The organism is Flavobacterium labens, assembly GCF_048286755.1.
Taxonomy (GTDB): Bacteria; Bacteroidota; Bacteroidia; order Flavobacteriales; family Flavobacteriaceae; genus Flavobacterium.
Map to the genome: position 1 here is coordinate 275,434 of NZ_JBLVPL010000002.1, position 25,577 is coordinate 301,010.

At 33.9% G+C, this 25,577-nt stretch carries 27 protein-coding genes and 1 tRNA gene; 17 read left to right on the forward strand and 11 right to left on the reverse strand.

Features of this window, described 5'->3' with window-relative positions; all coding sequences use genetic code 11:
* The first annotated feature begins 19 nt into the window (after positions 1 to 19).
* The 5 genes from ACNQF8_RS07755 (at position 20) to ACNQF8_RS07775 (ending at position 4,579) form a co-directional block, all read left to right on the forward strand.
* Entirely contained in the window at positions 20 to 847 is an 828-nt protein-coding gene (locus ACNQF8_RS07755) for a sterol desaturase family protein (RefSeq protein ID WP_315209120.1), read from the forward strand.
* Between the two features lie 118 nt (positions 848 to 965).
* A complete protein-coding gene (locus tag ACNQF8_RS07760) occupies positions 966 to 1,244 on the forward strand; it encodes a DUF2805 domain-containing protein (protein WP_035670363.1) in 279 nt (92 codons plus the stop codon).
* A 66-nt stretch (positions 1,245 to 1,310) separates the two neighbouring features.
* Positions 1,311 to 1,652, forward strand: a complete 342-nt coding sequence (locus ACNQF8_RS07765) for a hypothetical protein (protein WP_417953183.1) — start codon at positions 1,311 to 1,313, stop codon at positions 1,650 to 1,652.
* A 120-nt stretch (positions 1,653 to 1,772) separates the two neighbouring features.
* Positions 1,773 to 3,641 (forward strand): M61 family metallopeptidase, encoded by a 1,869-nt coding sequence (locus ACNQF8_RS07770; protein WP_417953184.1) that lies wholly within the window; start codon positions 1,773 to 1,775, stop codon positions 3,639 to 3,641.
* A gap of 227 nt (positions 3,642 to 3,868) precedes the next feature.
* The gene (locus tag ACNQF8_RS07775) at positions 3,869 to 4,579 is read left to right on the forward strand and encodes a DUF4369 domain-containing protein (RefSeq protein WP_417951854.1); all 711 of its coding nucleotides are present in this window, start codon (positions 3,869 to 3,871) and stop codon (positions 4,577 to 4,579) included.
* A gap of 213 nt (positions 4,580 to 4,792) precedes the next feature.
* Here the strand turns inward: ACNQF8_RS07775 and ACNQF8_RS07780 are convergent, their stop codons facing one another.
* The 7 genes from ACNQF8_RS07780 to idi form a co-directional block, all read right to left on the reverse strand.
* A complete protein-coding gene (locus ACNQF8_RS07780) occupies positions 4,793 to 5,257 on the reverse strand; it encodes a hypothetical protein (protein ID WP_417951855.1) in 465 nt (154 codons plus the stop codon).
* A 129-nt stretch (positions 5,258 to 5,386) separates the two neighbouring features.
* Positions 5,387 to 5,460: transfer RNA gene (locus ACNQF8_RS07785), tRNA-Thr, on the reverse strand.
* A 78-nt stretch (positions 5,461 to 5,538) separates the two neighbouring features.
* Positions 5,539 to 5,805: a hypothetical protein gene (locus ACNQF8_RS07790; protein WP_315209135.1), complete on the reverse strand. Its 267-nt coding sequence runs from the start codon at positions 5,803 to 5,805 to the stop codon at positions 5,539 to 5,541.
* A gap of 68 nt (positions 5,806 to 5,873) precedes the next feature.
* Positions 5,874 to 6,836 (reverse strand): type I phosphomannose isomerase catalytic subunit, encoded by a 963-nt coding sequence (locus ACNQF8_RS07795; RefSeq protein ID WP_417953185.1) that lies wholly within the window; start codon positions 6,834 to 6,836, stop codon positions 5,874 to 5,876.
* 152 nt (positions 6,837 to 6,988) lie between these two features.
* Positions 6,989 to 7,444: a peroxiredoxin gene (locus ACNQF8_RS07800; protein WP_417953186.1), complete on the reverse strand. Its 456-nt coding sequence runs from the start codon at positions 7,442 to 7,444 to the stop codon at positions 6,989 to 6,991.
* Positions 7,444 to 7,854 (reverse strand): 6-pyruvoyl trahydropterin synthase family protein, encoded by a 411-nt coding sequence (locus tag ACNQF8_RS07805; protein WP_315209145.1) that lies wholly within the window; start codon positions 7,852 to 7,854, stop codon positions 7,444 to 7,446. Before ACNQF8_RS07805 ends, ACNQF8_RS07800 begins: the two co-directional genes overlap by 1 nt.
* A gap of 12 nt (positions 7,855 to 7,866) precedes the next feature.
* The gene (idi, locus tag ACNQF8_RS07810; RefSeq protein WP_165152690.1) at positions 7,867 to 8,415 is read right to left on the reverse strand and encodes an isopentenyl-diphosphate Delta-isomerase; all 549 of its coding nucleotides are present in this window, start codon (positions 8,413 to 8,415) and stop codon (positions 7,867 to 7,869) included.
* Between the two features lie 168 nt (positions 8,416 to 8,583).
* Between idi and ACNQF8_RS07815 the strand changes: the two genes are divergently transcribed.
* From ACNQF8_RS07815 to ACNQF8_RS07840, 6 genes are all read left to right on the forward strand, one after another.
* Positions 8,584 to 9,045 carry a GNAT family N-acetyltransferase gene (locus ACNQF8_RS07815; protein ID WP_417951861.1) on the forward strand — a complete coding sequence of 154 codons (462 nt, stop codon included), beginning with the start codon at positions 8,584 to 8,586 and terminating at the stop codon, positions 9,043 to 9,045.
* Positions 9,046 to 9,194: 149 nt separating this feature from the next.
* Complete coding sequence (gene msrB / locus ACNQF8_RS07820) at positions 9,195 to 9,755, forward strand: peptide-methionine (R)-S-oxide reductase MsrB (RefSeq protein WP_417951863.1); 561 nt, start codon at positions 9,195 to 9,197, stop codon at positions 9,753 to 9,755.
* Between the two features lie 17 nt (positions 9,756 to 9,772).
* A complete protein-coding gene (gene msrA / locus ACNQF8_RS07825; RefSeq protein ID WP_417951864.1) occupies positions 9,773 to 10,399 on the forward strand; it encodes a peptide-methionine (S)-S-oxide reductase MsrA in 627 nt (208 codons plus the stop codon).
* A gap of 208 nt (positions 10,400 to 10,607) precedes the next feature.
* Positions 10,608 to 11,918 (forward strand): amidohydrolase, encoded by a 1,311-nt coding sequence (locus tag ACNQF8_RS07830; RefSeq protein ID WP_417953277.1) that lies wholly within the window; start codon positions 10,608 to 10,610, stop codon positions 11,916 to 11,918.
* A gap of 473 nt (positions 11,919 to 12,391) precedes the next feature.
* Positions 12,392 to 13,177, forward strand: coding sequence for a CHAD domain-containing protein (locus ACNQF8_RS07835; protein ID WP_417953187.1), 786 nt, complete (start codon positions 12,392 to 12,394; stop codon positions 13,175 to 13,177).
* Positions 13,178 to 13,258: 81 nt separating this feature from the next.
* On the forward strand, positions 13,259 to 14,344 hold the full coding sequence (locus tag ACNQF8_RS07840) for a glycoside hydrolase family 130 protein (RefSeq protein WP_417953188.1): 1,086 nt from the start codon (positions 13,259 to 13,261) through the stop codon (positions 14,342 to 14,344).
* Positions 14,345 to 15,293: 949 nt separating this feature from the next.
* On the opposite strand, the gene ACNQF8_RS07845 is transcribed toward ACNQF8_RS07840, so the two are convergent.
* On the reverse strand, positions 15,294 to 16,859 hold the full coding sequence (locus ACNQF8_RS07845; RefSeq protein ID WP_417951868.1) for an NAD(P)/FAD-dependent oxidoreductase: 1,566 nt from the start codon (positions 16,857 to 16,859) through the stop codon (positions 15,294 to 15,296).
* A gap of 208 nt (positions 16,860 to 17,067) precedes the next feature.
* Here ACNQF8_RS07845 and ACNQF8_RS07850 point away from each other — a divergent pair, with 208 nt between their 5' ends.
* A complete protein-coding gene (locus ACNQF8_RS07850) occupies positions 17,068 to 17,310 on the forward strand; it encodes a hypothetical protein (protein ID WP_417951869.1) in 243 nt (80 codons plus the stop codon).
* A 68-nt stretch (positions 17,311 to 17,378) separates the two neighbouring features.
* On the opposite strand, the gene recQ is transcribed toward ACNQF8_RS07850, so the two are convergent.
* Entirely contained in the window at positions 17,379 to 19,574 is a 2,196-nt protein-coding gene (recQ, locus tag ACNQF8_RS07855; protein ID WP_417953189.1) for a DNA helicase RecQ, read from the reverse strand.
* Between the two features lie 85 nt (positions 19,575 to 19,659).
* Here recQ and ACNQF8_RS07860 point away from each other — a divergent pair, with 85 nt between their 5' ends.
* The 4 genes from ACNQF8_RS07860 (at position 19,660) to lptB (ending at position 22,634) form a co-directional block, all read left to right on the forward strand.
* Positions 19,660 to 20,625, forward strand: a complete 966-nt coding sequence (locus tag ACNQF8_RS07860; protein WP_417953190.1) for a KpsF/GutQ family sugar-phosphate isomerase — start codon at positions 19,660 to 19,662, stop codon at positions 20,623 to 20,625.
* Positions 20,625 to 21,440 (forward strand): twin-arginine translocase subunit TatC, encoded by an 816-nt coding sequence (gene tatC / locus ACNQF8_RS07865; RefSeq protein WP_417951872.1) that lies wholly within the window; start codon positions 20,625 to 20,627, stop codon positions 21,438 to 21,440. Before ACNQF8_RS07860 ends, tatC begins: the two co-directional genes overlap by 1 nt.
* On the forward strand, positions 21,433 to 21,786 hold the full coding sequence (locus ACNQF8_RS07870) for a carboxymuconolactone decarboxylase family protein (RefSeq protein ID WP_114753020.1): 354 nt from the start codon (positions 21,433 to 21,435) through the stop codon (positions 21,784 to 21,786). The genes tatC and ACNQF8_RS07870 overlap by 8 nt, the downstream gene beginning before the upstream one ends.
* 107 nt (positions 21,787 to 21,893) lie before the next feature.
* Positions 21,894 to 22,634: an LPS export ABC transporter ATP-binding protein gene (gene lptB / locus ACNQF8_RS07875; RefSeq protein WP_035667905.1), complete on the forward strand. Its 741-nt coding sequence runs from the start codon at positions 21,894 to 21,896 to the stop codon at positions 22,632 to 22,634.
* Between the two features lie 86 nt (positions 22,635 to 22,720).
* On the opposite strand, the gene ACNQF8_RS07880 is transcribed toward lptB, so the two are convergent.
* Together ACNQF8_RS07880 and ACNQF8_RS07885 are read right to left on the reverse strand one after the other, a co-directional pair.
* Positions 22,721 to 23,584, reverse strand: coding sequence for a glycoside hydrolase family 25 protein (locus ACNQF8_RS07880; RefSeq protein ID WP_417951873.1), 864 nt, complete (start codon positions 23,582 to 23,584; stop codon positions 22,721 to 22,723).
* 10 nt (positions 23,585 to 23,594) lie between these two features.
* Positions 23,595 to 24,311 carry a CDP-alcohol phosphatidyltransferase family protein gene (locus tag ACNQF8_RS07885; protein ID WP_417953191.1) on the reverse strand — a complete coding sequence of 239 codons (717 nt, stop codon included), beginning with the start codon at positions 24,309 to 24,311 and terminating at the stop codon, positions 23,595 to 23,597.
* Between the two features lie 193 nt (positions 24,312 to 24,504).
* Between ACNQF8_RS07885 and ACNQF8_RS07890 the strand changes: the two genes are divergently transcribed.
* The gene (locus ACNQF8_RS07890; protein WP_458552865.1) at positions 24,505 to 25,575 is read left to right on the forward strand and encodes a putative type IX sorting system protein PorV2; all 1,071 of its coding nucleotides are present in this window, start codon (positions 24,505 to 24,507) and stop codon (positions 25,573 to 25,575) included.
* Positions 25,576 to 25,577: the final 2 nt, after the last annotated feature.

Consider the following 25,577-nt stretch of genomic DNA (forward strand, 5'->3'; position numbering starts at 1 on the left):
TGAAATAAACAATCCAATTATGAATGATGTTATTGCTTATTTTTCCACCATTCCGTCATCACACCGAAGCTTAATTCTCGTGGGTGGAATCACTTTTTTTTGGTTAATAGAAAATGCTTTTCCACTTTTTAACTTTACCTACAAAAAATGGCATCATGCGGGTATTAATATCTTCATGACGTTTACCACTATTCTAGTCAACTTTTGTTTGGCGTTTATATTGTTGAAATCAGCCGATTGGACTATTGCCAACAATTTTGGGATTTTACAATGGCTCCCTGAAATGCCTTTATGGCTTTACGCTTTAGTCGGATTACTTTTATTAGATTTAATTGGTGCTTATCTGGTACATTTAGTAGAGCATAAAACCAAATTCTTGTGGCGTTTTCATTTGATTCACCATACGGATACTTGGATTGACACCACAACAGCAAACAGACATCATCCGGGAGAAAGTGTGATTCGGTTTACCTTTACGGCAATGGGCGTTTTAATTATTGGAAGTCCCATGTGGTTGGTTTTCCTGTACCAAACGTTATCCGTTGTGGCAACACAATTCAATCATGCTAACATTTCGCTTCCAAAAAAAGTAGACACTATTCTGAGTTATTTCATTGTGTCGCCAGACATGCATAAAGTACACCATCATTATGTTTTGCCTTATACGGATAGCAATTATGGAAATATATTTTCAATTTGGGACCGGCTTTTCGGAACCTTTATGACACTTCCAAAAGAAGAAATCATTTATGGAATCGACACGCATCCGAAGCCTGAAGAGCATAATGAATTAAAAAATTTATTAAAAATACCCTTTCAAAAACAACCTTTAAAGGAAAATAGTTAAAAAGTATAAAAAAAATGACGTTTTGAGAAAAAGTAATTATTTTTTTTCTTAATATTGGATGTAATTAAAAATGCAATTTATTAATCATTAACAACTTATTTGAATTAATTTTCACGTGATGAAAAAGAGTAACCGTAAAGAATTGAACTGGGAGCAAACAGAAAAACTTGTTACATTGGCTTTAGAAGAAAAAAATCCTTTTGAAATCATAAAAAAAGAATTTGGTTTAGCCGAAAAAGAGGTTCTTGAAATCATGAAAAAGAAAATGCCCGCAGAAAAATTTGAAATGTGGAAAAAGAAAGCAACTGCAAATAAACCAAAACCAAAACCAGTTAAAATTGATGATTTTGATGAAGATTTGGATGGGAAATATTATATAAAAAACAAATTAGACTAGAAATAAAACTCCTGATATTAGGGAGTTTTTTGTTTTTAAGCCAACTAACTTTTCACAAACTCAATAATGGTTTCAGTAACATCAAAAGACAATACTTTTATTTTTGAAATAAAAGGTTGGCACAAAATCTGGGCTCTAGAAAGTAAAATCACGATTCCGAAAGAAAAAATCCTTGAAGCCTATCAGAATAACGAAGAGTTTACTTTTTGGAAAGGCTTTAGAATGCCAGGTACTGAAATTCCTGGTTTTATAACTGCTGGAACATTTTATAAAAAAGGAAGGAATTTCTGGGATGTAATGAATAAAAAGAAAGCCATAATTGTAGCATTAGAAAATCATTATTACAAAAAACTCATCATTGAAGTTGAAAATCCAGAAGTAGTAATGAATCAATTAAACACTAAATAAAATCTATTTTATTCCAAAATCTGTTTTAAACAACAAAAAATTTAAAAATAGTTTCTAGTCCCTATAAATTGTAACAATTCTACAATTTGAAAGACTAACATTAAAATAAAACAACACAAAATGAAAAGAATATTTTTTACACTCGCATTTGCATCGGTTCTTTTGAGCTGTAAAACTGCCAGTACTTCAACTAATGACTCGAAATCTGTTACTGATATAGTAAAAGTTGCTATTAATTTGAATGAAGTAAAAGAGGACAAAGTACTTGTCACGATTACTGCACCGAAAATCAGCACGGATGAAGTAACATACAGCATTCCTAAAATTGTTCCCGGAACCTACTCTGTAGATGATTATGGAAAATACATCGAAGACTTTAAAGCATTTGACAGTAAAGGAAGTGTATTAGCAGTAACTAAAACAGATGATAACACTTGGAATATTAAAAATGCAAAAACGTTAGTAAAAATAACTTATTTGGTAAACGACACTTTTGACACTGAAAAAGGTGGTGGTTTTGGTCAAAATGATATTTTTTCTCCAGCAGGAACAAACATTGATGCAGGGAAAAACTTCATGCTGAACATGCACGGTTTTGCAGGTTATTTTCAAGACAAAAAAGACCTTCCATACACTGTAAGTATTTCGCATCCAGAAACACTTTGGGGAGCAACCTCAATGACTGATCAAGATGCAAGTACAACTAATGATGTATTTACAACTCCTCGTTATGCTGAATTAGTTGAAAATCCTATTATGTATGCTAAGCCGGACTATACTACTTTTACGGTTGACGGTATGGAAATACTGATTAGCGTTTATTCTCCTACTGGAAAAGTCACTGCAGAAAGCATAACTCCGGAGATGAAAACGATGATGACAGCTCAAAAAACATTTTTAGGAAAAATCAATGCTACAAAAAAGTACAGCGTTTTATTGTATTTATCAAGTATGACACCTACTGATGCCAAAGGATTTGGAGCATTAGAACACCCTACAGCAACTACCGTTGTTTTACCTGAAATGATGCCAAAAGAAGAGTTGGTTAAATCAATGAAGGATGTAGTTTCACATGAATTCTTTCATATTGTAACACCGCTTACGATTCATTCTAAAGAGATTCACTATTTTGATTACAATACACCTAAAATGTCAGAACATTTATGGATGTACGAAGGAGTGACGGAATATTTTGCAAATCTTTTTCAAATCAATCAAGGATTAATTACTGAAGAAGAATTTTATACGCGAATGGCCGAAAAAATTCAGCATGCAAATGCCATGAATGACACGATGCCTTTCACTACGATGAGTGCTAATGTCTTGACAGAACCATACAAAGCCCAATACTTGAACGTATATGAAAAAGGAGCACTTATTGGAATGTGTCTGGATATCATTATTAGAGAAAAAAGCAATGGTGAAAGAGGAATTCTTGATTTGATGCAAAAATTATCTAATGAATATGGCGCTTCAAAACCATTTAATGATACTGAGCTTTTTGCCAAAATAACTTCATTTACCTATCCTGAAGTGGGAACTTTTTTAAGCACATACGTATCTGGTCCCGCTCCAATTCCTTACGAAACTTATTTGGCTAAAGTTGGCGTTACTAAATCCATAGAAAAAGCACCAGGAAACGTCTTCTTAAAAGGACAATCGCCATACATCACTGTGAATCAACAAACTAAAGAAATCATTGTGATTCCAAACATGGAACTGAATGTTTTTTATACAAATTTAGGACTTAAAGGAGGAGATATTTTGGTATCTATTAATGAAAAACCATATTCATTGGATAACATTTACGATATGATTACGGAGAGTCAAAACTGGAAAGAAAACGATGCTATTACCGTAAAAATAAAACGTGACGGTAAGGAACAAATAATAAAAGGAACGGTAAAGTTTCCTTATGAAGATAAAGAAGGTCTTAAGGCTACAGATGCAACCAAAACTGCTTTGAAAGAAGCTTGGTTGAAATCATAATTTCAAAAATAATTCCAGAAATCCAAATTTAGAAATAGATTTGGATTTTTTTTTGTGAAATTTGAATGCGTTAGCAAAATCATTCCAACAATTTTCTTTATTTTGCGCCAAAATATAAACACTAATGAAATCGTCATGATTCAATCCTGATCCCGAAGTTTCGGGACGGGACAAATCATAAAAAAATGGCGATAGCATGTTCCAAAAAAAACAAATTTTAACTTCACATGAAAAAATCAATTATTGCATTCGTTACGCTTATCCTATTGGCCTCTTGTAACAATAATGAATCAAAAACTAATTTACATATTACAGGAAATATCAAAGGATTAAAAAAAGGAACTTTGTACATCCAAAGAGTTGTTGACACTACATTAGTAGCTATTGACACTATCAACATTGATGGAAGTTCCTCATTTGAAAGCAATCTGGATTTAAAGTCTCCTGAAATGCTTTATTTATTCTTAGACAGAGGTGTGAGCAATTCTTTAGACAATAATTTACCCTTCTTTGCTGAGCCAGGAAACATAACTATTGAAACAAGTTTAGATCGTTATTTATCTGATGCCAAAATTAAAGGGTCAAAAAATCAGGAAATATTTGAAGAATATAAAAAAATCAATACTCGTTTCACAAATGAAAATCTTTCTTTGATTGAGCAAAAATTTAATGCTATCAAAAGTCAAAACACACAAAAAATAGATAGTTTAAGTGCAAGACAAGATTCTAACATCAAAAGAAAGTACTTATTTGCTACTAATTTTGCACTAAACAACAGAAAATTTGAGGTGGCACCTTATATAGCATTATCCGAAATCTATGACATCAATATCAAATATCTAGATACAATTCAAAAATCAATGTCACCTAAAGTAGCACAATCGCTTTATGGCAAAAAACTAACGGAATACATTACCAGCATCAAGAACCAGAAATAAACAGTTCTAAAAGCTATATTTTGTTTCCTAATTAAAATAAAAAAAATCATCTTGCTTACACAAGATGATTTTTTTTGTTTTATTAAGAATACAGTAAACATTAAGTTTGACAGAACAAAACCTCAACATTTGAATCAAGCGTTGAAAGTTTTTTTGTCGTTAGACACATTCCAACCCTTTTTCCCATTCATCATTACTAGATATAAAAGCAGTTTAAGCGTTATTAAAAGCCATTCCACCAACAATCATCCCTACAAACATTAAAAGATACAGAGAGAAAATAACCAGAGTCATAATTCCAATAAATTTGTAATGTGATTTTAGGTATCTTAAAGAAGTCGAAAGTGTTTCGGAATCGTTGTTATTGAACGCTGCTTTGGCATTAGATGCAAATTTATTCAAGTAATACACCGGAAAGAAATAAAGCGCCGCAATAAGCAAATAAACGACAGCCATGACCATTCCGAAAGAAGAACCCATCATTCCCATTGCTGGATTCATTTTCCCCATAGTAGAGAATAACGTACCGGCAAATAAAGCGGCAAAAACAATAAAACCAATTCCTATGTAACCAAGAATTGATAAAAAATAAGCCCATTTTGCCGTTTCTTTCAAAAAGTCTTTCGCAGACTCATTTAGTTTCATTTCAAAATTTTCAATTACTGAATGCTCTTCCATAATTTATTTTTTTAGGTTAGATACCAAATTAACAAAAAAATTATGACATTCAATTAAAACGGAATTCAATTTGCATTTTTGCCTAAAACAAAAAACCATCCCGTTTAATACGGGATGGTTTTATTAAAGAGCCGGCGGAGGGACTCGAACCCACGACCTGCTGATTACAAATCAGCTGCTCTAGCCAACTGAGCTACGCTGGCGACTCATTACGGGTGCAAATATAAGTCTGAATTTCTATTTTCCAAAACAAATTCAAACTTTTTTCGCTTTTTTTTTGACTACAATTCGTTGATTTTAGCAATCAATTGATTTGCAGTTTGTTCCAATTCAACATTGATTTGTTTGAAGTGAGCTTTTTTATTTTCTACCTTTTTTGCATTCACTTTAGTGATTAAAGCGTCAAAAGCAGCAATAGCTTCATCAATTAAATTATTAGTTTCAGTTGTTGGTTTTCCTGTTGTAGAAATTTCGAACAAGTAAACTGCTTCAATAATATCTCCTAAAACGTAGTTGATGTCTTTTTTTAAATTCTTAACGTTTGCCATTTTTATTTTTTTAAAATTTGAATTTTAATTTGCGTCTGCAAAAGTACACATAATCTTTCTATTACCGACTATGAAATGTAAATTTCTAAAATTGAAGCTTTTCCACTGAGAATGAATGCATTCATTGCCGCAGGAATCAAAACCGTATCTCCTTTTTTATATTGTATTTTTGAATTGTTATATTCAAGTTCAAATGTTCCTTCTGTACACATATATACCGTAAAGGTTTTTCCAGATTTAGAAACCGAAATCTCTCCGTCTAACGGAATAAAATTAGTCGTAAAATAAGGACAGTCAACAATTTCGTTTGAACTATTTATTTTCTTAGTATACTCTTTCTTCGTTTCTACTTTATTATAATTAATGGCGTCCAAAGCTAAATCAACATGTAATTCTCTTGTATTACCACTAGCATCTACCCTGTCAAAATCATAGAGACGATAGGTAATATCCGAAGTTTGTTGAATCTCAGCAACCACTAATCCCGCACCAATAGCGTGAACTGTTCCTGTTTCTAAAAAGAAAACATCCCCAGATTTCACTTTTACATCGTCTAGAATAGAAAGTAAAGTTTTGTTTTCTAGATTTTCTAAATACTGACTGGCATTCGATTTTTCTTTGAAGCCCACAATAATTCTAGCATCATCATCTGCTTGCATGATGTACCACATTTCGGTTTTACCAAAAGAATTATGTCGTTTTTTAGCCAACTCATCATTTGGATGTACTTGTATGGACAAATCTTCACGAGCATCTAAATATTTGAAAAGCAACGGAAATTGTTTTCCAAATCTGGCATAAACAGCTGTTCCTAACATTTCCTCCGGAGAATCATTAATAATAGTAGTCAATGATTTCCCTTTCCATTCTCCGTTCGCAACAACACTTACATCGCCTTCTACTGTAGACAACTCCCAACTTTCTCCAGTAATTGTTGATGTAATTGGTTTATTAAGTAGTGTTTTTAGTTTTTCACCTCCCCAAATTCTTTCTTTCAAAATGGGTTCAAATTGTAATGGATAAAATTTCATTTATGTGAGTTTTTTCGAATTCGAAAGGTATAAAAAATCCATATTATTTCCGAGAAAATAGATTTCCATTTACAGAAACCAGTAAATAACCAAAAAACAAAGCATAAATTAAAATCCGTGAGAATCGTCTTCCAGTAGCTTTCTGCAATAAATTACATTAATTTTTTAATGGCTTCTAGCGCTTTGGGAATATGTTTTGTAGCCAGCATACTGTCAAAAATCATTTGGATTACTCCATTTTTATCGGTTACATAGGTCACTCTTCCAGGAATCAATCCGAACATTCCGGTGGGAACACCAAAAAGTTTTCTGATTTTTTTATCTGAATCCGACAAAAGAATAAAAGGTAGTTTAAACTGTCTAGCAAATTTTTGATGTGAGCCAACACTATCACTGCTAATTCCTATCACTTCCGCACCAAGATCCTTAAAATCCTCGTACTGATCTCTAAAACTACAGGCTTGAGCAGTACAACCAGGTGTATTATCTTTTGGATAAAAATAAATAACAAGCGGTTTATGTCCCACTATAGTCGCAATGTCAAAATCAGATCCATTAGTATCTTTAGCTGTAAAATTGGGAATTGTGTCCCCTACTTTTAGTTCCATTATTCTCCTCTATAAGTTACAAAATTTCGTGGCGTTTCGTAAAGAACAACTTCCAATTCAAATTCAGACTTGATTCTTTTTCTGATTTTATTCCAAATAACTACCACAATATTTTCGGCTGTTGGATTCAAATCTTGAAATTCAGGTACGTCAATATTTAGGTTTTTATGATCGAATTTATCCTCAACATCCTCCTTAATAATGTCACTCAAGAATTTCACATCCATTACATAACCCGTTTCCGGATCAATTTCGCCAGTAACACTTACTATCAGTTCATAGTTATGCCCGTGAAAATTTGGATTATTACACTTCCCAAAAATAGCATCGTTTTGTTCGAAAGTCCAATCTTTCCTGTATAATCTGTGAGCCGCATTAAAATGGGCTTTCCTTGAAATAGTAACTTTCATAAAATTTATGAATTATAGGTTATTTGGGGACAAAGGGCTTTTGTGTTCTTCCAGAAAATGATAAAATTCATCAAAAATAATTTTGAACCAAACGGTATATAATGCCGGCTGAAGGACCATATCCATTTTCACGTCTTCAATTTTCATCCATTTCCAATCCTCGACTTCCTCCGGATTGATAACTGGTTCCTCATTATAATATCCAATCATCACATGATCAAGTTCATGCTCTGTCAAACCATTATCAAAAGGTGCTTTGTAAATAAAATGGAAAAGTTCTTTGAGTTCTGTTTTAAAACCCATTTCTTCAAATAACCTTCGGCTTCCTGCTTGAACATTTGTCTCGCCCTCTCGCTGATGACTGCAACAAGTATTAGTCCAAAGCAAAGGAGAATGGTATTTTTGATGTGCCCGTTGTTGCAACATGATTTCGTTTTTGCTGTTTAAAACAAAAACTGAAAAAGCACGATGTAAAACCGCTTTTTCATGCGCTTCAAGCTTAGGCATCAATCCTATTTGCTCATCCTTCTCATTAACTAATATTACGTTTTCTTCTAACATATAAATCTATTACTTGTCAAAAATACAAAAAAGATAATTAGGGACGGGGGCTTTAACGTTCTGTTTCGTTTTGTTGAAGCTGAATTATTTCAAGACTGTTCAATATAAAACTGACACCTCACTTTCAAAGATTCTTTTGTATTTTTATGACAAATTATAACTAACAAAATGCAAACTATAACTATCCGAAAAGCACATCCAAACGATTTAGAAAAACTCCTTGAATTTGAACAGGGAATTATTACTGCCGAACGTCCTTTTGACCCTACTCTAAAAGCAGAAAAGATACATTATTATGATATTGAAAAAATGATTTCAGCACCACATATAGAAGTATTGGTTGCAGAGATTGATTCGGAACTCATAGGCTCTGGATATGCGCGAATAGAGGCCGCAAAGCCTTATCTGAATCATCTGAACTATTCCTATTTAGGATTTATGTACACAGTTGCTAATCACAGAGGAAAAGGAGTAAACGCTAAAATTATTGAAGCGCTCAAAAAGTGGTGCACCCTTCAGGACGTATTCGAAATTAGACTAGATGTATACAACGACAATACTTCGGCGATAAAGGCCTATGAAAAAGTAGGCTTCAAAAAACACCTTATCAACATGCGAATGGTTGTATAATAATAAGGTTTTGTTAATTCTAAATCCAGAACTGTGTTTTACCCGTAAATAACGATAGTTAAAACTTACTTAAATAACTATTAATTTGCAAAGTAGGCGACATTTTTTGGTTCAAAAGCGCTTTACATTTGTAGTATAAAAAGAAAATTATGAGAACAGCAAGCCGTTTTTTAAGCCTATTATTTTTACTTCCTTTATTCATGTTCACTGCTTGTGCGCAAACGACAAATAAAAAGGACAGTACAAAAAAATCTATCGCAATGGGAAACTCAATCAACAAACCAGGAAATCCGTATTATTCTAATACAGATACAAAAAAACTCAATGTTAGTGATGCCGAATGGAAAAAGGTTTTACCCGAAGACGTTTACGAAGTAACTCGTAATGCGGATACCGAGAGACCATTTACAGGAAAATATTGGGACACAGATGAAAAAGGAACCTATTATTGTGCCGCCTGTGGTAATAAACTATTTCGTTCTGGCGCCAAATTTTCAAGCAACTGTGGTTGGCCAAGCTTTTTTGAACAAGACAACAAAAACAGTGTCATTTACAAAACCGACAATTCTCTTGGAATGGAAAGAATTGAAGCGCTTTGCGGAAGATGTGACGGCCATTTAGGACATCTTTTTGATGATGGACCTGCTCCAACCGGAAAGAGATACTGTATGAATTCTATCGCCCTTGACTTTATTCCCGATACTAAATAAAAATAAATCTAACTACTATGAAAAATATATTTTTAATGGTGCTATTGACTTCGTTTGGAATGTTTGGACAAAACAGCTCAGTCGATAAAACCAAAAAACAATCCAATTTCGAAACGATTACATTGGCCGGTGGTTGTTACTGGTGTGTTGAAGCCGTTTATGAAAATCTGATTGGAGTAAAATCGGCAATATCAGGATACGCAGGCGGAAAAGTCGCCAATCCTACTTATGAGGATGTTTCTACTGGAAGATCTGGTTATGCCGAAGTGGTTCAGATTACCTACGATAAAAACGTAACAAATCTGGATGAGATTTTCAAAGTTTTCTTTACAGTCCATGATCCAACTACGCTAAACCGACAAGGTGCCGATGTAGGAACTCAATATCGTTCTGCTATTTTTTATAAAAATGAAGCACAAAAAAAAGCAGCACAAACAATTATCGCTGCAATGAAAAAAGCCGGAATTTATGACAGTCCAATAGTCACTACATTGGAGCCGTTGACTAAATTTTATAAAGCTGAAGACTACCACCAGAATTACTATGCAAACAATAAAAGTCAACCGTATTGCCAAATGGTTATCCAACCAAAAATGGAAAAATTTGAAAAGCTTTTTAAAAGCCGATTAAAGAAGAAAAAATAAATTATTAAACTAACGCCTTGTTACTACAAACAAGGCGTTTTTTTTTATATCCTCCTAAATTCAAGATGCTTTACACTACTCTTTAAAATTGCTGCAACGCAAAATATTTTTTGCTATATTTGTTTTAACTGACCCTATTACCATCAAAATAGCCTAAATTTCAATTGAAATAATTGCTGTTATGGAACCAAATTTCACACCACACCCAATGAAAAAAATTATTCTTTTTACAGGATTATTCACTTTCTCCCTTTTTGCTTCTGCGCAAAATGAAGTACTAAAATCTAAGATTGCTCAAAAGGCAGCTTCTTTAGAATCCAAAGTTATTACTTGGCGAAGAGACTTTCACCAAAATCCGGAATTAGGAAACAGAGAATTTAAAACTGCCGAAAAAATAGCAGCGCACCTGCGTTCTTTAGGAATTGAGGTACAAACTGGAGTAGGAAAAACTGGAGTTGTTGGTATTCTAAAAGGCGGAAAACCAGGCCCGGTTGTCGCCCTAAGAGCAGATATTGATGCATTACCTGTAAAAGAACGAGTAGACATTCCTTTTGCTTCCAAAGCACAAGGCGAATACAATGGCAACATAGTTCCTATCATGCACGCTTGTGGGCACGATACACATATTGCAATTTTAATGGGAACAGCCGAAATTTTAGCATCTATAAAAAACGAACTAAAAGGAACTGTTAAATTCATTTTTCAACCTGCAGAAGAAGGACCGCCTGAAGGTGAAGAAGGAGGAGCAGAATTGATGATAAAAGAAGGCGTTCTTACTAATCCCAAAGTAGATGTAATTTTCGGATTACATATTAATGCTCAGACAGAAGTTGGCAAAATAAAGTACCGTCCAAAAGGTACAATGGCAGCATCAGATTGGTTTAAAATAAAAATAATGGGTAAACAAACGCATGGTGCTTATCCGTGGCTTGGTATTGACCCAATTGTTACCGCTTCTCAGATTGTAATGGGATTGCAAACCATTGTTAGCCGAAATGTAAATATAACAGAATCTGCTGCAGTTGTAAGTGTTGGACAAATAAATACAGGAGTACGAAGCAATGTCATTCCAGAGGAACTTACAATGAATGGTACCATACGTTCTCTGGACAGTAAAGTACAGCAAATGGTTCATTCCAGAATAAAACAAATTGCAACGGCAATAGCAGAAAGTGCCGGAGCCACTGCCGATGTGACTATTACTAACAAAACTGCTATTACCTACAACGACCCTTCATTGACTGAAAAAATGATTCCAACATTAGAAGCTGTTGCTGGTAAAGAGAATGTACTACTGACTCCTGCTGTTACAGGTGCCGAAGATTTTTCATTTTATCAGGAAAAAATACACGGTCTATATTTCTTTTTGGGAGGTGCTCCTAAAGGCAAACCAATATCAGAAACTGCTCCACATCATACTCCAGATTTTTATATTGATGAAAGCGGTTTTGTGTTAGGAATGAAAGCAATGTCAGACCTAACTATAGATTACATGGAAATGAATGCTAAAAAAAAATAAGTAATTATATAAAAACTAATTCACTAACAAGGTATTGCAAATTGATAATCAATTCCACAATAGTAAAAACATAAAAAACGTCTCACTACAATGAGGCGTTTTTTTAGCTAAATACATAAAAATTCTAATGTACTAAATTGATTTACTGCGCTATAATTCATATATTTATATTGATTTTCAACAACTTAAATACTGCGCCATGTATAATGAGCATCATTTTGGTGGAATACATTTTTTCTAGTACGTTTTTTTGGATAATCATCCTCATTTGGATATTTGCAACTCTTTATAACTTTCTTGGTCAGCGAACAAAAAAGGAAACTTCATTGAATATTCTGAAAAAAAAAATCACTAAAGGAGAAATTACAAACCAAGAATTTGAAGAAAAAAAAGAAACTTCTTTATGCCTTGTTAAACGCATCTTTTGTTGTAAGTATCATTTTTTTTTATTCAAAAATAACATTTTATAAAAGATGAAAACACTTAGAACATATTTAGAAAAAAGAAAAAGTGCCATAAACCTTATTTTAGAAAAATCTCCAAAGTCATTTACTCCAGAAAACTTCCATGCACTTCGAGTAGAAATCAAGAGGATGAACGCTTTATTTGATTTGCTAAACTACTGTTCTAAAAAATTTAAGCGTAAAAAAAATTACACCTCTTTTAAACTTATTTTTAAACAAGCCGGAAAAATAAGAGAACTTCAAATAGAAGAATCCTTGCTTGCTGAACAGCCTAATTCTCATTTGCTGCAAGCATACAGAATTCATTTAAAAAAACTCAAAACCAAAGAACTGAGACGTTTCCTCGCAATTGTGAATAAAAGCTTCCTTAAAAAATTAAAAAAAAGGTATAACAAAATTATTCCTTTGGCTACTAAAGCTAGTGTAAAAAAGGTTAATCAGTATATAGATAAAAAGAGACGAGCAATTACAAAATTAATGTGCAGAACCAAGTTTAAAAAAATGCAAATGCACAGTTTTCGCAAACGGTTAAAAACATACTTATACAACGAAAAAATCCTGATTTGTGAATCCCAAAACCAAACATTGCAAGACAAAAACATTTTATCTGATTTGCTTGGAGAATGGCATGATTACGAAGTTGTCATCAATCATTTAAAAAAAGGCATTAAGTCCAATAAGACAAATCCAAGCGTAACGAAACAACTTCAAGTAACTAAAGCAATATTAACTTCAAAAAGAGAATTGTTATTCAATAAAATAAATGCAACTTTACCCTATCAGACTCTTTTGTAAATATTTGAGACAAATAAAAACCAAAAAACATACTAAATAACTGTAGGAAAAGGGTGTTCCTTCTAAAACATTATGAACATTATGAAACAAACCATTACGCTATTATTCTTATTTGCTCTAATCGGTTGTGGCAGTAATTCCACTTATAAATCCGAAACTAAAAACAAAGATTGGGCGATGCTCAACTTTGTAAAAGTAGACAGTCTTAACCCAATTTTAGAACCTCAATTAAATCAGGTATTTCAATCTCCAATAAGCAATAAACAAGTACACTGGGAAGAAAGAAATGTTCTTAATCCATCAGCGATTGTCAAAGACGGAAAAGTATATCTCATCTATAGAGCACAGGACAAAGACATGACCTCAAGATTAGGGCTGGCCATCAGCGAAGACGGACTGCACTTTAAAAAACAACCGGCACCAATATTTTATCCGGACAACGATACTATGAAACAGTACGAATGGAAAGGTGGCGTTGAAGATCCAAGAATCATAGAAAGCGAAAATGGAACGTACATCATGACTTATACTTCTTATGATGGCAAAACAGCCCGACTTTGTTTAGCCAGCTCAAAAGATTTAAAAACATGGACAAAACACGGTTTAGTTTTAAAGGAAGAAAAACACAAAGATTTGTGGTCAAAATCAGGAGCTATTGTTTGTAAATTAGACGGTGATAAAATTACAGCCACAAAAATTAAAGGCAAATACTGGATGTATTTTGGAGATACTGATTTGTATCTGGCAACTTCCGAAGATCTTATCCATTGGGAAGTAGCCGAAAACGAAGAAAGCAAAAAAATGATTACTGTTTTACATCCTCGAATGGGTTATTTTGATAGTCGTTTAGTTGAACCCGGGCCTTTTGCTTTACTCCAAAAAGAAGGTATTGTTCTAATTTACAACGGAAGTAATGCAGCCAATTACAATGATTCGAGTTTACCTAAATTCACATACGCAGCAAGTCAAGCGCTATTTGATAAAGAAAATCCCTATAAATTAATAGACCGAATGGAAGATTATTTTATTCACCCGGACAAACCTTATGAAAAAACAGGTGAGGTAAATGAAGTTTGCTTTGTAGAAGGATTAGTTTATTTTAAAAAACAATGGTTTCTATATTATGGAACTGCCGATTCAAAAATTGCCGTCGCTGTTAAAAAATAAACTCAATCACTCCAATTGCAAACAAACTATTCAGCTACTAAACTTTCTAGATATGCCAGGAATCTGGATATTATACCCCTACTATTTTCGGTCGTTAAATTTTTTTTTTCAACTTTTTCAAATTCGTTAAAAGTAGAAATAAAGAACGTGACAAAGCATAAAATTACCACTACAGTCATGATAATTAATTCTATATTTTCCATATTATTTTTTGAGTTTAAGATTTAAAAATATTAAAAAACCTAAAATTGTTGGGGGCCATAAGCCAATAAAAATAGCTCTCTGAGGATCTTTTAACACAATATAAAAATATTCAGAAGTAAAAATTAACACTACAACCAGTACTAAAATTAAAATTTCAGACTTTTTAAATTTTTGAAACATATTTATGATTTTTATAATTTCTTATTTAATCTGTTACCCAAAACAGATTGTATCTTGTAAAATTAAGATGCTTTAAAAATAAATCAATTATTATTTTACTATAAACTCTAGATTATAATCGAAATAAACAAAGATGATAATGTATAAAAATTAGGATTAAAGAAAAACATAAATTTAGGTGACCATCAGTATATAAAATTATCGTCTTGTCTTATGGACAAAAAAAGAATACTGACAGTCCACAACCACCTATACAAACAGAGAATGAATTATTATTTTGGAAAATAAAAAACAGCATAGGCACTCAATCAATCACTATTAGTCTTTAGCATCTGAGAATCTAAAGATCTACAACGTAATGAAAAAGCATAACATCTAATTTAAAAAAACTAAACAAACGCAAAAAAACGATAGATTTAGTAGAAAAACGTAAAGTCAGCATGGGTACGACCAGAAATATAAGCCACCAATACCAATTAATTAATAATAATTGATAATGGCGACAACTCGTGAAATTCATTTTAAAGCTGGAAAATCTTTAGGAAAACCTAAATTTCTATTCCGGTTATTTTTGGTTCAAAATCGCTCCAATCATCAACGCACATTTCTCACCATCAATAGCGGCAGATATAATTCCACCGGCATAACCCGCTCCCTCTCCACAAGGATAAAGTCCTTTTATTTGAACGTGTTCGTAGGTTATTGGATCTCTGGGAATACGTACCGGCGAAGATGTTCTGGATTCCGGAGCATGAAGTATCGCTTCGTTTGTCAAATAACCACGCATCAATTTTCCAAATTCAGTGAATCCTTCTCGCAATATTTGTGTTAAAAATCCAGGAAAAACCTGTCCCATTTCTACTGAAGTCGTTCCGGGAACATAAGATGTTTTAGGAATATCTGATGAAACTCTATTTTGAGTAAAATCAATCATCCGCTGTGCGGGAACTTTTTGACTTTCGCCAGCCAAGTGCCATGCGCGTTGCTCTATACTTTTTTGAAATTCCATTCCAGCCAAAGCACCAAATTTAGCAAAAGGTTTAAAATCTTCCAGTTGCAATTCGATTACAATTCCAGAATTGGCAGTAGCCTGATCCCTTTTGGATGGCGACCAACCATTGGTAACCACTTCGCCAGGGCTTGTGGCACATGGTGCAATCACGCCACCGGGACACATACAAAAGGAATACATTCCCCTTCCTCCTACTTGCTTCACAATAGAATACGGAGCCGGAGGTAAATATTCGCCACGATAATCACAACTGTATTGAATGCTATCAATCAAAGATTGTGGATGTTCTGCCCTTACGCCCAAAGCAAAAGGTTTGGCTTCGATAAAAATCTTTTTTCTATCCAATAATTCAAAAATATCACGAGCTGAATGTCCTGTGGCCAAAATAAGTTTATTGGCAAGAATCGTATCTCCTTTTTGAGTAACGATGCCCTGCACTTCATTGTTCTTTATTAAAATATCAGTCAGTCGGGTTTCAAATAAAACTTGTCCGCCACATTCGATGATTTTTTCTCGAATATCCTGAATAATTTGAGGTAATTTATTGGTGCCAATATGTGGATGAGCTTCAATCAGAATATCTTCTGAAGCTCCAAAAGCGACAAACAATTCCAAAACTCGCGTTACATCACCTCTTTTTTTAGAACGGGTATACAACTTCCCGTCTGAATAGGTTCCTGCTCCGCCTTCACCAAAACAATAATTGGAATCTTCATTGACAAGATGATCCACATTGATGGCTTTCAAATCTCTTCTTCTGCCTCTAACATCTTTTCCACGCTCAATAACTACAGGCTTCAATCCCAATTGTATCAATTGTAAAGCAGCAAAAAGTCCTGCAGGTCCTGCGCCAACAACGATTACTTCTTGAGCTGTAGCAACATTACCATAATCCGGAAGTTGAATTTTTTGCTCTTGAAAAGGTTCTCCTTTTAAATAGATTACAACCTTAAGATTGATTTTTATAGCTTTCTGACGGGCATCAATCGATCTTTTCAAAATAGAAACGTGCTGAATTTCATTCACAGAAACCTTAATTTGTTTCGATAAATGATTTTTCAACAACAAATCATTTGCTGCAATTTCTGGAGATACTTGTAATAAGAGTTCTTGAGGCATTTTTTTAGATTATTCGATTTTTAGATTAGTAGACTTTTAAAAATGTCTAAAATAATCCAGGTACAAAAGTAGTATTTTGTACTGACTTCTTGTTATGGATAGAAGAATCCATTTTCAAATTTTCAAATTGGCTTATTTTCGAATAAGACTTTGTAACTTTGCCCGTTCAAAACAGTTAAACAATTAAACAGTTAACCCTTCCTAAAAAATGTCTAGACAAATAAAACTGGTATGGGATTTCCGCGGTCCGGCTGCAGCTAAAACAGCGGAACATCACGAAATCCATTTAAAAGAATATATCGCTATTGAAAAATTACCGTTGAATATAACTGGGTTTGAAATTCAAGGCGAAATGCAAGCCATTGCTTTTATGGTAGTCACGGATGAAAACATGATTCAGGTAAGAGATGCTTTGAAACCACATCGAGGAGAGTTGTATGTCGAAAGTTAAAAGTCTTAAAGTCGAAACCTTGAACAAAACATTAGAACTTTAAGACTTTCGACTTTCCATCTTTATGACTAGTTAGCTACTTCGCTGATGAATTTAATTCGCATTAAGCGCAATTCATCAATATCATAATCGCCATCAAATTCTTTGAGTGCGTTTTCTATATTATCAGATTCGGATTCCATAAAATAATCGTGAATTTCCTCTTGCTGATCATCGTCAAGCATATCGTCAATCCAATATTTTATATTCAGTTTAGTTCCTGAATACACAATTTGCTCCATTTCTTTAATCAAAGTATCCATATTGATACCTTTGGCAGAAGCAATATCATCTAGAGATAATTTCCTGTCGATATTTTGGATAATATAAAGTTTATTTACTGAGTTTACTCCTGTAGATTTAACCACTAAATCCTCTGGACGGATGATATCGTTATCTTGAACATATCGGCTGATTAACTCTAAGAATTCCTTTCCGTATTTTTTAGCTTTTCCTTCTCCAACACCATGAATATTAATCAATTCCTCTTGAGAAACAGGATATTTCAAAGCCATATCTTCTAATGATGGATCTTGAAAAACCACAAATGGAGGAACGCCTAATTTCTTAGCGACTTTTTTACGCAAATCACGCAACATAACCATCAATAATTCATCGGCAGTTCCGGTAGATTTGGAAGCGGAAACAATCGCTTCGTCCTCAGATTCGTTGTATTCATGATCTTCGGACATCATAAAAGATTCTCGGTTTTTAATAAAATCCAATCCCTTTTCGGTGATTTTTACAATACCATAGGTTTCAATATCTTTAGACAAAAATCCTGCAACAAGAACTTGTCGCAATAAGGCCATCCAGTATTTTTCATCATGATCTGAACCACATCCGAAAAAAGACTGCGTATCTGTTCTATGTGCTTTGATAACCGCATTGACACGGCCTATCAAGGTAAAAACAACTTCTTTTGATTTGTATAAATGCTTCGTATCGCGAACTACTTCCAATAGTTGCACCACTTGACCTATGGCTTCAACTTTTGTTTTTGGATTTCGAATATTGTCATCCATATCAGCGCCATCACCATTAACATCATCAAATTCTTCTCCGAAGTAATGAAGCAGAAATCTCCTTCTTGACATAGACGTTTCGGCGTAAGCCACAACTTCCTGCAACAAAGCAAATCCAATTTCCTGTTCAGCAACGGGTTTCCCCGACATGAATTTTTCTAATTTCTCGACATCTTTATAGGAGTAATAGGCTAGACAATGTCCTTCGCCACCATCACGACCCGCACGACCGGTTTCCTGATAGTAACTTTCCAGTGATTTAGGAATATCATGGTGAATTACAAAACGTACATCCGGTTTGTCAATTCCCATCCCAAAAGCGATAGTAGCCACCACCACATCTACATCTTCCATAAGGAACATATCTTGATGTTTGGCTCGGGTTTTAGCATCTAATCCCGCATGATAGGGAACAGCACTTATTCCGTTTACCTGCAAAACTTCGGCAATAGCCTCTACTTTTTTGCGGCTTAAGCAATAAATAATTCCTGATTTACCTTTATGCTGTTTGATAAAACGGATAATATCCGATTCTATATTTTTAGTTTTAGTACGTACTTCGTAATACAGATTAGGTCTGTTAAATGATGCTTTAAAAGTGGTCGCATCAGACATATCTAAATTTTTAAGAATATCTTCCTGTACTTTTGGCGTTGCTGTTGCAGTAAGCCCAATAATAGGAACATCACCCAATTGCTTGATGATGTGCTTTAAATTTCTATATTCCGGTCTAAAATCATGTCCCCATTCCGAAATACAATGTGCTTCATCAATCGCTACAAAAGATATGGTCACATTTTTAAGAAAGTTCACATATTCTTCCTTAGTCAAAGACTCAGGTGCCACATACAGCAACTTTGTCAATCCTGAAGTAATATCTTTTTTTACCTGGGCAATTTCGGTTTTGGTAAGAGAAGAGTTTAAAACATGGGCAACACCATTTTCAGAAGATAAACTTCTGATGGCATCTACTTGATTTTTCATTAAAGCAATAAGAGGCGAAACTACGATAGCAGTTCCCTCTTGAATCAAAGCTGGTAATTGATAACAAAGTGATTTTCCTCCTCCTGTGGGCATTATCACAAATGTATTCTGTTGGTTTAGGATACTTTTTATGACTTGTTCCTGCAACCCCTTAAATTGGCTAAAGCCAAAATATTTCTTTAATTCTTTGTGGATATCAATTTCGTTTGAATTCATTCTTTATTATGTGGTATTTTGTATAAATTTGCAACACCTAAAGGTACAAATTTCTTTTACACATACAAATTTTAATTATTCTGTTTTGATATCTAAAGAAAATATATTGGCTAGCGCCAAAAAAACTATTTTATCGGAAAGCCAATCTATTGCCAAACTAACTGATTTTCTTGATGAAAACTTCATTGAAGCGACACAAAACATCTATAATTCCAAAGGAAGACTAGTGGTTACAGGGATAGGAAAAAGTGCTATTATTGCCCAAAAAATGGTAGCTACTTTTAATTCTACCGGAACACCATCACTATTTCTTCATGCCTCAGAGGCTATTCACGGTGATTTAGGAATGATACAAAATGAAGATACTATCATTTGTATTTCAAAAAGTGGCAACAGTCCTGAGATAAAGGTTTTAGTACCACTCCTAAAACGTTTTGGAAATACATTGATCGCAATAACTGGAAATACAGCTTCTTTTCTTGCTAAGGGTTCTGATTTTGTTTTGAACACCACAGTAGATGCCGAGGCTTGTCCTAACAACCTTGCTCCAACGAACAGTACAACTGCACAATTAGTAATGGGTGATGCAATTGCCATTTGCCTTATGGAAATGCGCGATTTCAAACCGGAAGATTTCGCCGTTTACCATCCAGGAGGCGCATTAGGCAAGAAATTATTGTTGCGTGTAAAAGACATGTTGGAACATACCTTGAAACCTATGGTATCGCCTGATACATCAATAAAAAAGGTTATTTTCGAAATTTCTGAAAAACGTCTTGGCGTAACAGCGGTTGTCGATCAAGATAAAGTTATAGGTATTATTACCGATGGTGATATTCGAAGAATGTTAAACGACAGAGATTCTTTCGCTGATTTGACTGCCAAAGATATTATGACAAAAAACCCAAAATTAATACCATCTACCGCTATGGTTGTAGACGCCTTGAATATCCTAGAAGACTTCTCCATCACACAATTAGTAGTAGTTGATAATGGGGAATACAAAGGAGTATTACATTTACACGATATTTTAAAAGAAGGAATAATATAATGGCAAAAAAAAACTTAAACGAAATGTCGTTTTTAGATCATCTTGAAGAATTAAGGTGGTTATTGGTTCGAAGCACAATTGCAATATTAATTTTGGCTACAGTCACTTTTTTCATCAGTGATTATATTTTTGATGTCATCATTTTTGGTCCTACAAATGCTAATTTTGTAACCTACCGCTTTTTTTGCGACCTGTCAAATCAATTGGGCTTTGCTGAAAGTATTTGCGTAACCGAAATGCCTTTCATCATCCAAAATACGAACATGGAGGGACAAATCAACGTTTTGATTTGGACGTGTATAACTGCCGGATTTATTCTTGGTTTTCCATTCATTCTGTGGGAAGTTTGGAAATTCATCAGTCCAGCTTTATACGATACGGAGAAAAAACACGCGAGACTTTTTATCATTTCATCCTCTTTACTATTCTTTCTGGGTGTATTGTTTGGCTACTTTGTAATTGTACCCATGTCAGTAAACTTTTTTGCCACTTTTACCATCAGTACAGTAGTAAAAAACCAGTTTAGTATTGATTCGTATATTGGGTTAGTAAAAACAAGTGTTATTGCGTGTGGATTGTTTTTTGAACTACCCATAATCATTTTTTTCCTGACCAAATTAGGATTAGTCACACCGGTTTTCTTAAGAAAATATTGGAAATACGCCGTAATCATTATTCTTATAGTGGCAGCAATTGTAACACCTCCGGATGTGGTGAGTCAAATCATTGTAACCATTCCGATGTTGTTAATATATGAAGCGAGCATCCTTATTTCAAAAATAGTAGTAAAAAATAAAAAAAAGTTAAATGGCTGATATAATAGAAGAATTCAACGAGTACCGTTCAAGAATGAACGAAAAATTATTGGCAGACAATAATAAAATTGTAAAACGTATTTTTAATCTAGACACTAATGCATACGCAGCAGGCGCCTTGGATGTAAAAACGAAAGAATTACTTGGATTAGTAGCTTCGGCAGTTTTAAGATGCGATGACTGCGTAAAATACCACTTGGAAACCAGCCATAAAGAAGGCGTTACTAAAGAAGAAATGATGGAAGCAATGGGAATTGCGACTCTTGTGGGCGGAACAATCGTAGTTCCACATTTACGTAGAGCCTATGAATTCTGGGAAGCATTGGAAGAAAACGCAACCAAATAATTTGTTAAGAAGTTGAATCGTTTAATTGTTTATTCGTTTATTTGACACGATTAAACAATTAAACGATTAAAAAGTTAACCAGTTTAAACGATTAAACTAAAAAAAAAATGAAATTAAGAGCCGAAAATCTAATTAAAACCTACAAAGGGCGAAGTGTTGTAAAAGGCATTTCGGTAGAAGTAAATCAAGGCGAAATCGTAGGGCTTTTGGGACCTAACGGTGCTGGAAAAACTACTTCTTTTTATATGATTGTAGGATTGGTTAAACCAAATTCAGGCAATATATTTCTGGATGATTTGAATATTACCGATTATCCTATGTACAAAAGAGCACAGCAGGGAATTGGTTATTTAGCACAGGAAGCATCCGTTTTTAGAAAATTAAGCATTGAAGATAACATCCTAAGTGTATTGCAATTGACAAAACTTTCCAAAGCGGAACAAGAGGCTAAAATGGAAAGTTTAATCGAAGAATTCAGCTTAGAACACATTCGAACTAATCGTGGCGATTTACTTTCCGGTGGCGAACGCCGTCGTACCGAAATTGCACGTTGTTTGGCCACCGATCCAAAATTCATTTTATTAGATGAACCTTTTGCGGGTGTCGATCCTGTTGCCGTTGAAGATATTCAAAGAATTGTAGCGCAATTAAAAAATAAAAACATTGGTATTCTTATTACGGATCATAATGTTCAAGAAACATTGGCTATTACTGACAAAACCTATCTAATGTTTGAAGGAGGAATCCTAAAAGCGGGAATCCCGGAAGAATTAGTGGAAGATGAAATGGTTCGTCGTGTGTATTTGGGACAAAATTTTGAGTTGAGAAAGAAAAAATTGGAGTTTTAGAAAAGTGGTCAGTATTCAGTTTAAAAAAAGTCATCAGTATTCTACATTTTTTTTCACTATTCACTAAAAACTACTCATTAAAAAAACTACTCCACAGTAATATACCGCAACTGCTGTAAATCTCCATTGTAAATATTTATATCTACATTACCTTTAATCCCAGGAACTGATGCCTTTTCCGTGAATTGCCAAAACAACCAATCTTCGGCTATTTCTTCTCTATAGAAATTATAATTAGCAATCCAAAAAAGATAATCGCTGAATTCTTCTTTTAAAAAATCATCATAGTACCGCTCGCCTGTATAAATAATAGGCTTTACACCATAATGCGATTCTACAGCAGTTAACCATCTTTTTAAACCTAATTTAAGATTTTCTATCGACTGATTTTTAGGAAGTTTTTCTATATCTAAAACGGGTGGTAAATCACCTTTTTGTAACGTTACTGTTTTAATAAAAAGTTCAGCTTGTTCAATTGAATTTTCGTTGGGACGGTAATAATGATAGGCACCGCGAATCATTTTATTTTCTTTGGCGCCAAGCCAATTCTTATTAAACTGACGGTCTTTCCTATCTTTTCCAACAGTAGCACGAATAAACACAAAATGCAGCGGGTATTTATTTTCTAAAGTGTCGACATAAGTCCATCGGATTTTTCCTTGATATTCTGAAACATCCAAACCAATACTTTTCCCCTCGTGTTTTTCTAAAACCTGATAATTTCGAACATCAGAAATGCGCTTGGCTTCGGTTTCTTCTCTTAGGATTTTATCCGATTTAAAACTAAAATAGTACGCTAAACCATCTCTATAATGATAGCCAACAGCAACAATCAATACAATAAAAAAAATGACAATAGAATAACGCAAAACCTTTCCGGAGAAAACAGTTGCTTTCTTTTTAGGTTTACGAACAACCGTAGTTTTTCTTCTGACTGTTTTTCTTTTCATTCAAAAAGAATTACTTTTTTAGCACTTTATTATTCACCACAGAAAGCAAAACATAAAAGAGAATTACTAAAGGAATTCCTAGATATTGAAGAAAAATTAACAACAAAAGAGAACAAATCAAAAACACGATTTGAAGCACATTGTCTTTAAAATTGAACTTTTTGATTTTTAAGGAGAACAATGGAATTTCAGCATTCAAGATGTAAGCGCTCAATACCGATAATGCCAATAAAACCCATTGATTTGTCAAAATTTCGATAACAAATAAAGAATCCGTGTATTTTAAAACCAAAGGCAGACTTAAAATAAAAAGCGCATTAGCAGGAGTTGGCAAACCAATAAAAGAATCTGTTTGGCGGGTATCAATATTAAAATTTGCCAACCGGTAACAAGAACCTAAGGCAATCAAAAATCCTAAATAAGGAAAAACTTGTAAATGAGCAACCGCAGCAGTTGATGAATTGTCAATCATCATTTGAGACATCACTAAACCCGGTACAACACCGCTGGTAACCATATCTGCCAAAGAATCCAACTGCAATCCAAGCGGGCTGGACACTTTGAATAATCGGGCAAAAAAACCATCAAAAAAATCTAAGAATATACCTAAACAAACAAAATAAAATGCCATTTCAAAATCTTGGTTAAAAGCAAAAACCAAAGCGATACAACCGCAAAAAAGATTAAGTAAAGTAATAATATTGGGGATATGCTTTTTAATAGTCATAGTTATAAAATTTAGTGAACCACAGTTGGCAAATTTAGCATAATAAGTCAAGGAGAAGTACGTTTTTTAATAGAGTTTTTTCAACAGTGATTTCTTGTTTGGATATATTTACCGAAAGGAAGAAATAAGCTCAGTAAAAAATTATATTTTTGATAAAAATTAAACAGACTTATCGTTTGTAAAAATGACCCCATTGAAAAAAAGCTTCCTATTTGCAGCGGTTTTGGTTAGTACGCTAAATTACAGTCAAGCCGTCAGAAAATACTCGAATGAGTTTATGAATATCGGCGTGGATGCGGCTGCATTAGGTATGTCTAATACTGTTGTGGCTGCTACGAGTGATGTAAATTCCGGGTATTGGAATCCTGCTGGGCTTATTCATCTGGAGGATCATCAGGTGTCAATAATGCATGCTAATTATTTTGCTAATATTGCCCAATATGATTACATGGCCTACGCAAGTCCTATAGATGATCGGAGCGCTTGGGGAATTTCATTAATTCGTTTTGGTGTCGATGATATTTTAAACACTACAGAGCTAATCGACAGCCAAGGTAATATTGACTACAACAGAATCAGTCTTTTCTCTACGGCCGATTATGGTTTCACTTTTTCATATGCTCGAAAACTACCTGTTCCCGGATTTCAATATGGCGTAAATGCAAAAGTTATCCGACGAATCATTGGTAAATTTGCCAATTCCTGGGGTTTTGGTTTTGATGTTGGTTTACAATTCGAAAAGAACAACTGGAAATTTGGATTAATGCTTCGTGATATAACAACCACGTATAATGTATGGAATATTGATGAGGACGAATATCAGAAAATTGCCAATTCCATTCCCGGAGAAAACCAAGAATTACCCGAAAGCACTGAGATTACGGCTCCAAAAGCACAATTAGGAATCGCTAAAAAGTTCATCATACGATACGATTACAGTATTTTGGCTGCAGCCAATATGAATATGCGATTTGCCAAAACGAATGATCTTATCTCGACAGATTTTGTCAGCATCGATCCGGCAATGGGTCTTGAATTTGGCTATACTGATTTAGTATTTGTTCGTGCAGGCGTGGGTAATTTTCAAAATGTACAACAACTGGATAATTCCGAAAAAGTGGGCTTTCAACCAAATATTGGTTTGGGATTCAAATACAAAGGCATCCAGATTGATTATGCGTTGACTGATTTAGGTGATCAAAGTACAGCTTTATATTCCAATATTTTTTCAGTAAAAGTAGATTTGGGAATGTTTAGAAATTAATT